The 14,231-nt window shown below is 53.2% G+C and carries 11 protein-coding genes and 2 tRNA genes; all 13 read right to left on the bottom strand.

From position 1 onward, the window contains the following. Position 1 precedes the first annotated feature (1 nt). A tRNA-Glu gene (locus M467_RS19015) sits at positions 2–73 on the bottom strand. 9 nt (positions 74–82) lie between these two features. Then, positions 83–159, bottom strand: a tRNA-Met gene (locus M467_RS19020). Between the two features lie 142 nt (positions 160–301). Beyond that, the gene (locus M467_RS19025) at positions 302–2,704 is read right to left on the bottom strand and encodes a YhgE/Pip domain-containing protein (RefSeq protein WP_021065738.1); all 2,403 of its coding nucleotides are present in this window, start codon (positions 2,702–2,704) and stop codon (positions 302–304) included. Between the two features lie 211 nt (positions 2,705–2,915). Beyond that, positions 2,916–3,455 (bottom strand): S1 domain-containing RNA-binding protein, encoded by a 540-nt coding sequence (locus M467_RS19030; protein WP_021065739.1) that lies wholly within the window; start codon positions 3,453–3,455, stop codon positions 2,916–2,918. 75 nt (positions 3,456–3,530) lie between these two features. Further along, complete coding sequence (locus tag M467_RS19035; RefSeq protein WP_021065740.1) at positions 3,531–3,905, bottom strand: FtsB family cell division protein; 375 nt, start codon at positions 3,903–3,905, stop codon at positions 3,531–3,533. A gap of 45 nt (positions 3,906–3,950) precedes the next feature. Beyond that, entirely contained in the window at positions 3,951–4,223 is a 273-nt protein-coding gene (locus M467_RS19040) for an RNA-binding S4 domain-containing protein (protein WP_021065741.1), read from the bottom strand. Beyond that, positions 4,220–5,635, bottom strand: coding sequence for a bifunctional methyltransferase/pyrophosphohydrolase YabN (gene yabN / locus M467_RS19045; protein ID WP_021065742.1), 1,416 nt, complete (start codon positions 5,633–5,635; stop codon positions 4,220–4,222). Before yabN ends, M467_RS19040 begins: the two co-directional genes overlap by 4 nt. Position 5,636: 1 nt before the next feature. After that, a complete protein-coding gene (locus M467_RS19050) occupies positions 5,637–7,184 on the bottom strand; it encodes a polysaccharide biosynthesis protein (RefSeq protein WP_021065743.1) in 1,548 nt (515 codons plus the stop codon). Beyond that, positions 7,168–10,692 (bottom strand): transcription-repair coupling factor, encoded by a 3,525-nt coding sequence (gene mfd / locus M467_RS19055; protein ID WP_021065744.1) that lies wholly within the window; start codon positions 10,690–10,692, stop codon positions 7,168–7,170. Before mfd ends, M467_RS19050 begins: the two co-directional genes overlap by 17 nt. A gap of 45 nt (positions 10,693–10,737) precedes the next feature. Beyond that, positions 10,738–11,295 carry an aminoacyl-tRNA hydrolase gene (gene pth, locus M467_RS19060; protein ID WP_021065745.1) on the bottom strand — a complete coding sequence of 186 codons (558 nt, stop codon included), beginning with the start codon at positions 11,293–11,295 and terminating at the stop codon, positions 10,738–10,740. A gap of 55 nt (positions 11,296–11,350) precedes the next feature. Beyond that, the gene (locus M467_RS19065; RefSeq protein ID WP_021065746.1) at positions 11,351–12,307 is read right to left on the bottom strand and encodes a ribose-phosphate diphosphokinase; all 957 of its coding nucleotides are present in this window, start codon (positions 12,305–12,307) and stop codon (positions 11,351–11,353) included. Between the two features lie 45 nt (positions 12,308–12,352). Then, positions 12,353–13,708, bottom strand: coding sequence for a bifunctional UDP-N-acetylglucosamine diphosphorylase/glucosamine-1-phosphate N-acetyltransferase GlmU (gene glmU, locus M467_RS19070; RefSeq protein ID WP_021065747.1), 1,356 nt, complete (start codon positions 13,706–13,708; stop codon positions 12,353–12,355). A gap of 184 nt (positions 13,709–13,892) precedes the next feature. After that, positions 13,893–14,192, bottom strand: coding sequence for a septation regulator SpoVG (gene spoVG / locus M467_RS19075; protein WP_021065748.1), 300 nt, complete (start codon positions 14,190–14,192; stop codon positions 13,893–13,895). Between the last annotated feature and the right edge of the window lie 39 nt (positions 14,193–14,231).

Below are 14,231 nucleotides of genomic sequence, written 5' to 3' on the forward strand. Positions count from 1 at the left end.
GTGACCCGTACGGGATTCGAACCCGTGTTACCGCCGTGAAAGGGCGGTGTCTTAACCGCTTGACCAACGGGCCTAAATAAAATGGTAGCGGCGGAGGGAGTCGAACCCACGACCTCACGGGTATGAACCGTACGCTCTAGCCAGCTGAGCTACACCGCCATGTTATTGTTGTGTCCTAAGCACATTTTCTATAATAACCAGTACCCACGCCAGTGTCAATTCTTTTTTAAAAGTTTTTTCACAAAAAAATCGTGTATAGTGTCGTCTTATCCACTATACACGATTTTCAGTTCGTTGTGCATCACGCTTCTGACGTCGTCAGCCGATATTTTTTCTTCCAAGCGATGCGGAAATATCCCCATAGCAGGAAGAAGCAAGCGGTTGAGACGAACGCCAAATAGATGATTGCTTGTTGCAGGTAGCTCCAGCCGTCCGCTGACAAGATTTCTTTATAGCCCGATACGGTGTATGTCATCGGCAACCAGGCGTTAAACGGTTGGAGGGCGCTCGGAATCAGTTCGAGCGGGAACGTTCCAGCCGACGTCGTCAATTGAAGGATCAATAAGACGATGGCTACGAAACGGCCCGGATTTCCGAGCGTCGTGACGAGTAGCTGCACGATTAAGAGGAACGTGATGCTGACGAGCCAACTGAATCCGAAGAACTGGAGCGGCGCCTCGACTTCAAGTCCGAGCAACATGACCATCGCCACATCCAAGACGAGCGCTTGAATAAATCCGATAACGAGCAACACACCTGATTTTGAGACGAGCCATGACAGGCTGCGTTTCGGTTTTCCAGCCGGATCGTACAGCGGATAGACGATCGAGAGCAAGAGCGCCCCGACGAATAGTCCGAGTGACATGAAGTACGGTGCAAAACCCGTTCCGTAGTTCGGGACCTTGTGAATCGATTCGTTGACGACCGTGACCGGTCCGGCCATCATGTCGACGTTATCGTCTCGGATGTCGATCGCGGCCGCTTCGGCCCCATCGGCGAGCGCGTCCCGTAACTTGCTGTTACCAGCCGCAAGTTCGGACACTCCGTCTGCGAGCTGGTCGCTACCTGACTGGAGGTCTTTACCGCCCTCTGCCAAACGTACAGCCCCGTTCGCGAGTGTATTCGTGCCCGCGCCGGCGCTCTTCGCCCCGTCTGCGAGTTTCGAACTCCCCTCTGACAAGGCGCCCGTCGCCTCGGTCAACTGCGTACTGCCGGACGCGAGTTCGGCGGTCCCGTCTTTCAACGCTCCGACGCCGGCGTTTAAGCGATTGCTTGCCGAAGCCAACTCTTTCGAACTCACGGCTGCCGTTTGCGCCCCTTGTTCCACTTGGGTCGACCCATCCGCCAACGCCTGTGCCCCGCTTGCGAGTTCGGCTTGTCCGTCACGTAACGTCACCAGTCCCGAAGCGAGTTCATTGGCACCAGCCTCTGCTTGCGTCAATCCGTCACCGAGCGCGGCCTGTCCTTCTTTCACACGCGTCGCTCCCGCGGACAGTGCATCGAATCCAGCGGCTGTCGCTGTTTGACCTTCCGCCAATTGGGCCACAATCGCCTGTAGCATCTCTGGTGAAGCAGGTTGCCCTGCCTCGACGAGTGCTGACAGCTGGTTCATCAACTGATCTTGACTGGCCAACATTTCTGTCTTCATCTGACCGATTCCGGCCACGAGTTCCGTCTCTCCTGCCATCAAGGCGGCATTTCCTTCTTTCGCCGCCGTCATCGCGGCCGCCAATTCATTTGAACCGGCACTCAATTGCTCACTGCCGTCCTTCGAACGCTGAATCCCGGCCGCGAGTTGTTGAACGCCTTGATTGAGAGAAGCCGTCCCGCTGTGCAATTCCTCCAACTTCGAGGCGAACGTGTCTGTCCCTTCGACAAGTTGGCTCGTTCCGTCTTGAAGGGCAGACGCCCCGTCATTCACTTGACGTGCCCCGTCTGATAAGGCGGCGCTACCTGCATAAACTTGCTGGCTTCCCTTCGCCAACTCCGTCGTCCCTGTCTCGAGTTGGGCCACACCTTCATTCAACCGACTCGCCCCGTCAGCCAATTCTTGTTGTTTTGAAGCGAGCAATGCGGTCCCGTCGGCCAATTGGGTCGCCCCCTGTTCGGCCGTCTGCGACCCATCTGCTAGTTTTCCCGCCCCAGCCGCCGCTTCATCGAGTCCAGCAGCGGCATCTTGAATCCCGTCACGCATCGCACTGACGTACTGTTTCGCGACTTCGGTCGACAGTTCACCTTTCACTTGCTCCATCGCGGAACCGCCGATTTGAGCCGCTAAAAAGTTATACGATTCATTGGCGATATATTTGAGTTCAAGCTTCTCAGGTTTTTCGCTGAGCGCCGTCGTCGCTTTTTCTGAGAAGTTTGCCGGAATCTCAATCGCCATGTAATAGTCATGATCGTTCAACCCTGACTCGGCTTCTTGTTTCGTCGTCTCGATAAATTCGAACGCCTCAGACGTCTTTAACTTCTCAACGAGTTCGTCCCCGACGGCAAGTTGCTCCCCGTCGAACGTCGCTCCCTGGTCTTCGTTCACGATCGCCACCGGCAAGTCTTTCATCTGTCCATACGGATCCCAAAACGCCCATAAGAACATCCCGGCATACATGAGCGGTACAAGTGCGACCGCGAGAATCGGGACCCAGACCCGAGGATTCTTCCCGATGCTTCTCCATTCCGCCAACCACAGTTTCCATCCATTCATTTTCATTCTCACCTTTCACTTATAAAACATAACTATTTTTTCATGTTCCCTATTGTGCTCGCTTCCTCGAAAAAATGCAACCCTTTTTAGTTATTTTTCATAACAAAAAAGAATCAAAAAAAAAACCACAGACTATAAAAGTCTGTGGTTCGTCGTCTTCTTGAGGAAGACCGTCTATCGTTACGAGTAGAAGCTGATGGTTTACGAAGGGTTACCCGCGCTTGGCTCCACGTCCACCGCGTTTTGAGTCGGTTTGACGTTTTAACGTCGTCAAGCGCTCGTCGCTGTCTTTCAAGAACTTGCTCATCAACGTATCGAACGTTTCTGGCTCACGGCGTACTTCACGACGTCCGCCGCCACCACCACGTGGACCGCCACCGCGTGGACCGCCGCCACCGCGTGGGCCACCTTGTCCTGGACCACCTGGGCGTGGGCCGCCTTGACCCGGGCCACCTGGGCGTGGGCCACGAGAGAAACGCTCGCCGGCTGGACGCTCTGGACGTTCACTGACAGGGCGATCGACGGCCTTTTTGATAGACAACCCGATTTTGCCATCTGTTTCGACGTTCAAGATTTTGACCGTCACTTCTTGACCGACCGTTAGCACTTCATTGATGTCTTTGACGTAAGAATCTGCCACTTCACTGATGTGCACCAAACCCGTTTTGCCATTTGGAAGTTCTACGAACGCTCCGAAATGCGTAATCCCTGTAACCTTACCTTGTACCTTGCTTCCTACTTCAATTGACATAAAATAATGTACTCCTTTTTTTGATTGATTCCCTACAATTATACGAGTCGATTCGTCAACGGTCAACGAACCCACTTATTCCTCTGGTGAGAAGTAAAAAATAATCTCGCCATCTTTCGAGAACAACAGCTCGTTGCGCGCTAGATTGGCGATGTATTCTTCGTCTTGTAAACGCTCGACCTGCTCTTTCAGTTCTGATTGTTCGTCCTTCGTTTCCCGAAGTTCGACTTGCGCTTCATTTTGTTTCCGTTCTTGCTCGGACACATATCCGACTTTCGAGAAGTAACTTTGACCGATGAAGACAACCATTAACAAAAAGAGAAGTGAGGCCGCAGCCAGGCGGCGTCGAAGATGGATACGTCGCCGGTTCTGTTCTTTTTCCAGCTGTTCTCTCCGTTCATCAAGAGCCCGAATCCGCTGTTTGCGTTCCATCGGGTTACGTCCATTCATCGAATCACCTTCCTCCTGTCCTGTTACGTTCAGTATACCTTTTTTTTACGCTTCCGTACCACTGTTCACCTTTTCTTCTTTGAGCAAGCGGTACATTTCTTTCGCATCCTCTTTGCGGGCATGCTCGGCAATCGAGTCAATGACGACCGTGACGAGCTTGTTCCCGAATCGAATTTGTAACTCGTCACCGACTTTGACGTCGGTGCTCGCTTTCGCTACTTGTCCGTTCAATTGAATCCGGCCTTGGTCGGCGACTTCTTTCGCCAACGTACGCCGCTTAATCAAGCGGGATACTTTCAAAAACTTGTCTAGTCTCATAATCCCTTCTCCTTCGCTTCATCCCAGAGCCGATCCATCTCTTCGAGCGTCATCTCTTCGAGGGAGCCGTTCGCTTCAATGTATTCGAATCGTCTCTTAAATTTTTGATTGGTTCGTTCGAGCGCCTGCTCGGCGTTCAACTTGAAATAGCGCGCCACGTTGACGATTGAGAAGAGGACATCCCCAAGTTCTCGTTCATCTTCAGGCTGACTTCTCCACTCGTGGAGTTCTTCTTCCAATTTCTCGAACGCACCTTGAACATCGTCCCATTCGAAACCGACTTGCGCAGCTTTCTTCTGCAATTGCTCGGCCCGCATCAAACCAGGTTGCGTCATGAGAACTCCATCTAGCTGCGATTTTCTCTTTTCCCCTTTTTCCACTTGTTTAATCGCATTCCAATTCGTCACCACTTCATCGGCATCATCGACCGTCACATCCCCAAACACATGAGGATGACGGCGGACCATCTTCTCACTGACGGTGCCAATGACGTCTCGAATATCAAAATAGCCTTCGTCCGCTCCGATTTGGGCGTGGAGCATGACTTGAAGCAACACATCACCGAGCTCTTCGACAATCGCATCATCGTCTTCCGTATCGATTGCTTCAATCAATTCGTACGCTTCTTCGAGCAAATATTTGCGGAGCGACTCATGCGTCTGTTTCCGGTCCCACGGGCAGCCGTCCGGACCGCGGAGCGTCGCAATGATGTGCTTCAACGTCGAAAATTCGCGCGCCAAATGCGTCTCGTCCGTCAACGGCGGCACATAGAGCGTCGTCAAGTTGTCGACTTCTGCCACGCGGTCCATCTCATAGAGCGGGATTTCACTGACCCGCTCATGTTTTGTCCCAGCGGCTGTCACGAGTTTGACGATATGCTCATCCGGATATCGTTCCATCAATTGGACTTTCACGTCTCCGGCCACGAACCCGTCATACACTTGACCAATCAATACGTGTTGAGTCACTTGAATCCGTTCGACATCGAGCGCCGTCGCATCGAGTAATTGGAAGCCGTTGATTGGATCGATGCGGAGGGCTTGGAACATGGCGTCCAAAAAGCTCTGACCGCCGAGGAACGTGACGTCCGCACCTTGTTCGACGAGCAACTCGACCGTCCGCTCCGCCACGAACGGATGTCCCGGTACGGCATAGGTGATGGCTAGCTCTTCACTCTTTTCAAGCAACGTCTCAACGATTTGTCGGTAGACGTCCTCGAACGTGTCACTCGCTTCGTAAATCGCATCAAACGATTCGAACGTCACGCCTTCCGCCTCAAGTTCGCTGACGACAGGGTGTTCTTTCGTGCGCAACCAAACGAGCGGTTGCTGCTTCAAATGACGATAGACACCGAGCGGTAGTTGATCAAGTTCGCCAGACCCGAGGCCGACGACCGTAATTCCGTAACTCATATCAGTTCTCCTTTTTTTCTAGCAGATTGATGAGACGACCTCCGAACGGAATCATTTCCCATTCTTCTATCGTCAAAATTTGTTCTTTCCATAACCGCCAGACATAAATGCCGGCCCCGAGCACGAGCATGAAGACGAGCCAGATGAGGGCATCGAGACGATGCGTCAGGCCATCCAGCGCCATGACGTTCAAGCCGAGCAAGATGACGCCCATCGGCGCCACCGCTTTGACGAGACGTCCATAATGTCGAAACCGGAGCATGCCGAGCGGGATGATTTGATCGAGCCGATTGAAATTGAACGCGGCCATCGCTAAAAAGGCCATCGAGGTCCCGAGGGCAGCCCCGGCGATGCCATAGGAAGGGACGAGCCACAAGTTGCTGCCGAGCTTCACGCCGATGGCGAGAATCATACCGACAGCAGCTGTGCGTTCCCGGTCAATCGCCTGTAGACACGTCATGCTCGCCACGGCAAGCGACGCGGCGAACGTACTCGTCGAGAGCAAGACGAGCGCTGTCGTCCCGGCCGCGTTCTCAAATAGCGCGACATTCAACGGGAACATGACACCCATCAAGCCGATTGTGGCCGCAGCGGCGACCGTTGTCGTCACGCGAATCATCGAACTGAGTCCGGAAGAGGTCGCTTCGATACGACCGGCACGATAATGCCGCACCAAGTTCGGGACGTTTGCCATTCCGAGCGCCGTCGTGAAAAGAATCGCGAATTGAACGAGCGGATAACCTCGGTCAAATACCCCTTTGCCGACTTTCGCCGCATAATCCCCGCCCATCAGATTGACAATCGTGAACGAGTCGACGAGTTGCATCCATAAAATCCCGAGCGAGGCGAAACCGACGGCAAACCCCGTCGTCAGTAAGATTCGAAGGACAGACCGCAACGTCGTGGGTTGTACCGGTACGAGCCGTAACTGCTTCGCCCATAATGACAAGATGACGATGGCGATGACACCTCCGACGAGCGTCGCCCCATACGCGTATCGACTGAGTGTATAGGCGTCTTGGCCGAAGCGCACGCCAATCAACAAGGCGATGAGCAATACCGTGACGCGAACGAGGTTCTCGAGCACTTGAGAAATCGCACTCGGCCGCAAGTCATCGACGGACTGAAACGAACCGCGGAGCACCGCCAAAGCCGGCATGAGTAAATAACTCAGGCTGATGATCCGCAGCGTCGGTGCGAGTTCCATGTCCCCGAGGAGACGGGCGATGACCGGTGCTAGCATCCACATCGTGACGACAAGGATGACGGCTAAACCGAGCAAGGCGTAAAAACTGCCCCATAACACTTCGAGCTTTCGCCTCGGTCCATGTGCCCCGACACCGATTTTGGCAATCACGACCGGCATCGCATACATGCCGAGCGAAGCGACGATCGCGGCAAATGGATACACCGTCTGATAGGCATACAACCCGAAGTCTCCGGCGATATTTTGGTAAGGCACTCGGTAAGCGAAACTGATGAACTTTGAAAGATAGCCCGCGAGCGCAAATAAGACGACGCCGGTCGCAAACTTACTTGGCGACCGCATGCGCCAACCTCTTCACGAGCTCCTCAAGCACCGTATCGGCATCGTTCAACAGTTCGACGACCGGCATGCGGCCACTGAGCGACAATTTGAGGGCACCGTTGTCTTGTCCGACACCGAGTTTCCGACCGAGCGGCATCGTCCATTCCATGAATGACGGCACGTCGAGCGCCGTCGTCGATTCGAGCGACAATACCATCTCGATGCGGCCCGGAGACTGTTTGATGCGCGCCACTTTCGCCATCTCGCCATAGATGCGCAGACGCGTCAGTTGGATGAGGAGCGCGACCGGTTCCGGGAATTCGCCGAACCGTTCAATCAACTCGTCCTGGAGGGCGAACAACGCTTCTGGTGTATCGACATACTTAAAGCGTTTGTACATCTCGATTTTCAATTCGCTGTCCGATAAATAGTCGTCCGGAATATACGCATCCGCTTGGAACGCGATTTCCGGTTTGAAGACGACTTGTTTCGCCTGTCCGCGCATCCGGTCTTTCCGTTCCTCGATGGCTTCAGACAACATTTGTGAGTATAAGTCGAATCCGACCGAATCAATGAACCCGGACTGTTGGGCCCCGAGCAGATTTCCGGCGCCGCGAATCGATAAGTCGCGCATCGCAATCTTGAACCCGCTCCCGAGCTCCGTGAACTCTTTAATGGCCTGTAGCCGGCTCTCCGCGACCTCGGTCAAACGCTTGTCTTTCCGATACGTGAAGTAGGCGTAGGCGATCCGGTTGGAACGACCGACACGTCCGCGCAACTGATACAGCTGTGACAGCCCCATCTTGTCCGCATCGTGAACGATGAGTGTGTTCACGTTCGGGATATCGATGCCGGTCTCGATGATCGTCGTCGAGACGAGCACATCCGCTTCCCCTTCTAGGAAACTGATGAGCTGGCTCTCGAGTTCTGTCTCGGTCATCCGACCGTGTGCCGTCGCAATGCGTGCCTCCGGTAACAAAGCGCGAATCTCTTCTGCCTTCCGCTCGATGCCTTCGACGCGGTTGTAGAGGAAGAATGCCTGTCCGCCTCGCGCGAGTTCGCGCTCAAGTGCTTCCCGCAAGACGATACCATCGTATTCCATGACATACGTCTGCACCGGGTAGCGGTTCTCCGGCGGTGTCTCGAGTACCGACAAGTCCCGGATGCCGATCATCGACATGTGGAGTGTCCGCGGAATCGGTGTCGCCGTCAGCGTCAAGACGTCGATATTCGTCTTCAACTGCTTGAGCCTTTCCTTGTGCTTGACCCCGAACCGCTGCTCTTCATCAATGATGACGAGACCGAGGTCGGCGAACGTCACATCTTTCGACAAGACGCGGTGCGTCCCGACGACGACGTCAATCGTCCCTTCTTTCAAGCCTTTTTTCGTCGCCGCCATCTCGCTTTTCGAGCGGAAGCGGCTCATGACAGAGACGTTGATTGGAAATTCACTGAACCGTTCGAGCATCGTCTCGTAATGTTGTTGCGCCAGCACGGTCGTCGGCACGAGGAACGCGACTTGCTTCCCGGCGAGCACGGCTTTGAACGCGGCTCGAATCGCCACTTCCGTCTTGCCGTAACCGACATCGCCGCAAAGGAGACGGTCCATTGGCCGCGACCGTTCCATGTCCGCTTTGATTTCGGCGATGGAGCGGACTTGGTCTTCTGTCTCTGCGTACGGGAACGAGCTTTCGAACTGGCTCATCTCTTCGTCATCACCTGGGAACGCATAGCCGACGGACGCTTCACGCGCCGCGTACAGCTTGATCAGTTCATCGGCGATGTCTTCCACCGATTTGGCGACTTTCGATTTGACCTTCTTCCACTCGGTTCCGCCGAGTTTGTAAATCTTCGGCTCTTTACCTTCGGCCCCGACATACTTTTGAACGAGATCGATTTGATCGACGGGGACGTACAGCGCATCGTCGCCGGCATAGACGAGATGTAAGTAGTCTTGATGAATGCCGCCGACTTCAATCGTCTTGATGCCTAGGTACTTCCCGATTCCGTGATGGATGTGGACGACATGGTCGTTCGGCTTCAATTCTTGGTAACTTTTAATCCGTTCGGCGTTCGTCAAATTCTTCGTCTGACGTTTCCGCTTCGTGACGCGCTTGAACAGTTCTTCTTCGGAAACGACGACGAGACGGCTCGTCGAGAGTTCAAAGCCGCCTTCGATTTGTCCGATCATGACATGGACGTGACGCGGCAACAGCTCACCGTCCACATTTGTGAACGTGGATGAGATTCCATAATCGTCAAGCAACTCCACTACTTTATCGGCCCGTGTTTGATCGCCTGCCAAGAAGACGATGCGATGGTCACCTTGTTGCCACCGTTCGACTTCTTGTTTCAATAAGTGCATCTGGCCATGAAACGCCGGGAGCGGGCGACAGCTGAGGTGGACCGTGTTCGTCTCCGGAATTCCGGACCGTCGTGACGGCAACAAGGAGAACGCGACTTGCTTCAACGTACGGAATACTTTATGCATCGGGACGGCGAGCGTGTAGTTGCTGACCGACTCCCCTCGTTCGATGAGCGACGAGAACCATTCCGCTTCTTCGCGGTCTTGCACGTCGGCAGCATCTTCAATCCGGGCCACTTCATCTAACATCAACACCGCTTCCGCCCCAACATAATCGAGGAGCGTCGAGCTATACAGGAGCGGTGTGTACTTTCCAACTTTTTCAGGAACCTCGCCTCGACCGAACTGTTCGATGTCCCGGGCGATTCCGTCCTCGAGCGCTTGCCGGATCGTCTCGGTCTCGATGAGCGAGAGCGTCCGCTCATATTGACGTTCGAGTGCTTGTCCGGCCTGCTGCAACTGGTCGCGTGAGGCGATGAACTCGGTGGCGGGTGGGATGACCGCTTCGCCGACGACACCTAGCGAACGCTGCGTCTCGGCATCAAACGTAAAGATGGAATCGACTTCGGTGTCGAACAAATCGATGCGATACGGGCGCGCTGCCGTGAGCGGATAGACGTCTAAAATACTGCCGCGGACGGAGAATTCACCCGGTGCGGTCACGGTGGCCGTCCGTTCATAACCGAGCGTGATGAGCGTCTCGGCGAACGGCTTTAAATCGAGCTCTTGTCCAGGTTTGATGTGATGATGACTCGTCTGCCAGTCTGACGGGTTCGGGATATAACGGCGCAAGCCACCGAGCGGCACGACAAGGACGCCTCCCGTTTCGTCAAGGAGACGTGTCCGAGCCTCAATCCGAGCGGCAAGCAATTCTGGGCTCGATGTGAGGGATAGTTCGCCAGCGAGCGTCTCATCAATCGGATAAAGCAACGTTTTGCTCGGACCGATGAGCGACTCGAGTTGATCGTACATTTTTTGTGCTTGATACATGTTATGCGTGACGACGACGAGACGTCTTGGCGAATTTTTCGCCAAACCCGCCAATACAAGCGCCTTGGCACTTGTCGTCAATCCGGTGACGAGTTGTCGATCGACTTTTGGCAACCGCTCCCGAATCACGTTCGTCTCAGGTAACGTCACCATGAATTTCTCTAGAGCATTCATTTGTTTTCCTCCACCTCATACGACAAAAAAGGGTACGTTGACCCTTTAGTTATATCGATTCATGAGCGCAATCCATTCAGTATCCACAAAATCGGTTACGGCGGACACAGCTTGATCGAGCGTATCATTTAATTCTGGCATGTCTTCTTTACGGTAGTTCATAAGCACCCAATCGACCACTTTAATCGGATGCGGCGGACGGCCAATCCCCAGTTTCAGACGTTTAAAGTCTTGTGTGCCTAAATGTTGAATCAACGACTTGATGCCGTTATGTCCGCCGGCACTGCCTTTCGGACGGAACCGCAGCTTTCCTGGCACCATGTCCAAGTCATCATAAATGACGAGCAAGTCGTCAATCTCAATCTTATAATAATCTAAAATCGGACGGACCGACTCGCCTGATAAATTCATATACGTGAGCGGTTTGACGAGGACGACACGTTCTCCATTGATTCTTCCCGTTCCAATCAATGCTTTAAACTTGGCTTCATCGAGTTTGATCCCATGCTTGTCGGCAAGGCGATCAATCGCCAAAAATCCGACATTGTGACGGGTCATCTCATACTTTTTGCCTGGATTCCCGAGGCCGACGATACATTTCATCTTATTCCTCCTGAACAAAAAAGCCCAAAGGCGAACGCCTTCGGGCCTCGTTTTTTTAATCGAACAGTGTGCTCACCGATTTGTGCTCGTGGACACGCATGATCGCTTCTCCAAGCAAACGGGCAACCGACATCTGCTTGATTTTGCTTGAACATTCGCGACCTTCTAAATCGATCGTGTTCAAGACAACAAGTTCCTTGATTGACGAGTTGTCGATCCGTTCCATCGCCGGTCCAGATAACACTGGGTGTGTACACGAGGCGTACACTTCTTTTGCACCAGCTTGGACGATGGCATCGGCCGCGAGCGTGATTGTTCCAGCTGTATCGATGATGTCATCGATCAAGATGGCCGTCTTGCCTTCAACGCTGCCAACGATGTTCATGACTTCAGCCACGTTCGCTTCAGGACGACGCTTGTCGATGATGGCGATTGGAGCCTTCAAGCGTTCGGCAAGCTTACGGGCACGCGTGACGCCACCGTGGTCCGGTGAAACGACGACAATGTCTTTCGCTTTAAATTCATCTGTCTCAAAATACGTCGAGATGAGTGGAACACCTAATAATTGGTCTACTGGGATATTGAAGAAACCTTGGATTTGAGCAGCATGCAAGTCCATCGTGATTAAACGAGTGGCACCTGCAACCGTCAATAAATCAGCGACAAGTTTCGCTGTGATCGGCTCACGTGAGCGCGCCTTGCGGTCTTGGCGAGCGTAACCGTAGTATGGCATGACCACGTTAATCGTCCGAACCGATGCTCGTTTCAACGCATCGATCATGACGAGTAACTCCATGAGCGTTTCGTTCACCGGTGAGCTCGTCGATTGAATGATGTACACATCATCGCCTCGCACGCTCTCCTCGATGTTGATGTAAAGTTCTCCGTCGCTAAACCGCTTCACTTGGCAATCGCTGAGCGGGATGCCAATTTCCTTGGCAATCTCTTCGGCGAGTGGACGGTTTGAGTTTAAGCTAAATAGGCGAATTTCACGTTCATATACAGTAGACATGTTTAGGATTCTCCTCCATCGTTTTCCATAATAATAGGCAGCAACTTATCGTTTCGTGTAACCTTCTTTATTCGTTTGGCGTTCGCGTGCAATCGCAAGCGCCTCTTCAGGAACGTCATCCGTGATCGTCGAACCGGCTGCTACGATTGAGCCTTTTCCGACTTTCACCGGAGCGATCAAGTTCACATTGCAGCCGACGAATGCATCGGCTTCGACGACCGTTTCGAACTTGTTCTTCCCGTCATAGTTGACCGTGATCGAGCCACAGCCGAGGTTGACGCGTTCCCCGATCGAAGCATCTCCGATATAGCTGAGATGTGATGCTTTCGCACCGTCTCCGAACGTTGATTTTTTGATTTCCACGAAGTTACCGACGCGCGTATTCGCGCCGAGGACTGCTTGTTGACGAAGGTGGGCGAACGGCCCGACCTGTGCTTCAGTTCCGACACGGCTGTCACTTACGACCGATTGACGAACCGTCGCACCGTCTTCGATGACGCTATTGCGGATATCTGAATTTGGACCAATCACGCACTCTGAACCGATAATCGTTTTCCCGAGAATGACCGTCCCTGGATAGATGATCGTATCCGAACCGATGACGGCATCTGGTGAGATGTATGTCGAAGCTGCATCCATGAATGTGACACCTTCACGCATGAGGCGTTCGTTCGTCCGCTTGCGCATGACCGCTTCAGCTTGTGAGAGAGCGACACGATCGTTGACGCCGATCGTTTCATCGAATGTCGGCGCCGTGTGTGCTGCCACGACTTCGCCTGCTTCTTTCGCAATCGAGATGACGTCCGGCAAGTAGTACTCGCCTTGAGCGTTGTTGTTCCCGACTTGCTTCAATGCATCAAACAAGAGCTCGTTATCGAACACGTACGTTCCGGTGTTGATTTCACGGATCTCTAGTTCAGTGTCAGAGGCATCTTTATGCTCGACGACTTTTGTGACGTTTCCGTCTTCACCGCGGATGACGCGGCCATATCCAGTCGCATCATCAGCAATCGCAGTCAACACGGTCACTTTTGCCTGTTGCGCCTCGTGATGGGCCAACAACGCCTCGAGCGTTTCCGCTGTCAATAACGGTGTATCGCCGCAAACGACGAGCGTCGCGCCAGGTTTGCCTGCGAGTTCAGCTTCTGCCATCTGTACTGCATGGCCCGTACCGAGCTGTTGTTCTTGGACCGCATACTCCACGCGTGAGCCCAACGTCTCTTGTACCGCTTCAGCCCCATGGCCGACGATGACGATTTGACGACTGACCCCGATTTTGTCGAGTTGATCGACGACGTGTTCGACCATCGGTTTTCCAAGGACCGGATGAAGTACTTTATAAAGCTTCGACTTCATGCGCGTCCCTTTACCTGCTGCCAAAATGACTGCAAAACGATCCATTCTTGATTCGCTCCTATCTCATATCGACTGTAATGTACTCAAATGTTCGGTTTTTTATACATTCAAACCTTATTTACACCGTATCTACTATATCGAAACCATGACGCGGTTTCAACCGTTGTACCTATTCGTAACCAATGAAACGTAAAAAGGCAGCGGAAGGATCCCCATCCGCTGTCAAATATTACTCGTTCATGGCATTATATTGGGCTTGCGTCTCGGCGATGGCGACGTCCTCTTGACCGTACGCCTCTAAAACGGCAGCCTCGACTTTCTGACGCATATCTCCATTAATCGGGTGAGCAATGTCACGGAAAATTCCTTCTGGCGTCCGCTTGCTCGGCATCGCTACGAACAGACCGGTACTCCCTTCAATGATTCGAAGGTCGTGTACCACAAATTCGTGGTCGAGTGTAATGGAGGCCAGTGCCTTCATTCTACCTTCCGTCGCGACTTTGCGAATTTTTACGTCTGTGATCTGCATGTTTCGCATCCCCTTTTCATCGTTGTCTGGACCGTGGTG

Source organism: Exiguobacterium chiriqhucha RW-2, assembly GCF_000416965.1.
In the GTDB taxonomy this organism is placed as follows: Bacteria; Bacillota; Bacilli; order Exiguobacteriales; family Exiguobacteriaceae; genus Exiguobacterium; species Exiguobacterium chiriqhucha.